General features: G+C 66.5%; 1 protein-coding gene. It reads right to left on the bottom strand.

Features of this window, described 5'->3' with window-relative positions:
• Positions 1 to 5 precede the first annotated feature (5 nt).
• Positions 6 to 1403, bottom strand: a complete 1398-nt coding sequence (locus tag HGBR_RS00180; RefSeq protein WP_051013247.1) for an IS30 family transposase — start codon at positions 1401 to 1403, stop codon at positions 6 to 8.
• Between the last annotated feature and the right edge of the window lie 49 nt (positions 1404 to 1452).

The following is a 1452-nucleotide window of genomic DNA, read 5'->3' on the forward strand; positions in this document are numbered from 1 at the left end:
CGGATTCAATCGGTGGTTGCAACACCGGTGTTATCGAGCGAGTGTAGCTGGCCGGCGAAGACCTCAGCGGGAGTTCTCCACCCGAGGACTTTCCGGGGCCGGTTGTTCAACGTGTACGCGACGGCTTCGAGCTCCTGCGCGCTCCAGTGGGAGAGATCCGTCCCTTTCGGGAAGTATTGGCGGAGGAACCCGTTCGTGTTCTCATTCGTCGGGCGTTGCCAAGGCGCATGGGGGTCGGCGAAGTACACCTGCGTGCCCGTCTCGAGCGCGAACTGCGCGTGACCGGAGAGCTCTTTGCCGCGGTCCCAGGTCAGGGTCTTGCGCAGCTGTGCCGGTAGCCGCGTGACTGACGAGGTCAGCGCCTGAGCCATCGCGCTGGCTCCATAGCCGGCCAGGGCCGGACCGTTCTTCGCTCGCGGCTGCTGCCCGTAGCCTGGCAATCGGGGCAGGTGCACGAGCATCGTCGAGCGGCTGCTGCGTTCGACGAGGGTGCCGATCGCCGATCGGTTCGTGCCGATGATCAGGTCGCCTTCCCAATGGCCTGGCACCGCCCGGTCAGCGGCTTCGGCAGGCCGTTGGGAGATGACGACATCGGCGGTGACGTGCCCCTGGGGCTTGTTCCGTGTCCTGGCTCTGGGCTTGCGCAGCGACCAGCCGGTCCGCAGCGCGGCGACGAGTTCGCGTTTGAGCGCTCCGCGCCCTTCGATGTAGAGGGCTTGGTAGATCGCTTCGTGACTGATCCGCATGCTCTCATCTTCGGGGAAGTCGACCTTGACTCGCTGGGCGATCTGTTCCGGGCTCCATGCCAGCGACCACTTCCGGTCGCCCCGGCGCGGCTTGTTCCGGCCCTGCCACGCCGCCACCTGGGGTCCGTCGACGAGAGTCCCGTCGGGCAGGTGCAGGCTCCCGTCGAGGTGCTCTTGGACGTACTCGCGCAATCGCGGGTTGCGCACGAGCTTCGCGGTCTTCGGGCGACGGGCGAGCAGCTCGGCCTTCCACTGCGCGACCGAGGCTCGGTACTCGAGCTTCCCACCCCGCGTCGCCGCATTCCGGCGCAGCTCTCGTGAGATCGTCGAGAGATCCCTGCCGAGCCTGCGAGCGATCTCGCGGACCCCGAGACTGCCGGAGCGCATCAGCGCGATCTCCTCACGCTCGGCGAATGACAGGTACCGGCCCCCTGGCTGGGACAACGTGATCGTCGGCATGCCGCCACCTTGACGGAACCAGCGGGTCCCGACCGCTGGTGACACGCCGACCGCCGCAGCCGCGTCCTCTGACGAGACGCCAGAAGCGATTTCCTTCCAGAACTCTCGCTCGATGCTCCGCCTGCTCGACGGGGCTCCGGGAGAGATCATTGGATTCCTTCCCGTGAGGTCCCTTAACCATCCCGCTGGACGTCCCATGACTACCCTCTCTGTCAGGGTGTTGCGACGACCAGTTGAATCCGCCCTG

Origin of the sequence: Brevibacterium senegalense (genome assembly GCF_000285835.1) — a bacterium.
In the GTDB taxonomy this organism is placed as follows: Bacteria; Actinomycetota; Actinomycetes; order Actinomycetales; family Brevibacteriaceae; genus Brevibacterium; species Brevibacterium senegalense.

Excerpts from the sequence above, each read along its gene's own strand:
- HGBR_RS00180 (WP_051013247.1), bottom strand. The coding sequence starts at position 1,403 with ATGGGACGTCCAGCGGGATGGTTAAGGGACCTCACGGGAAGGAATCCA.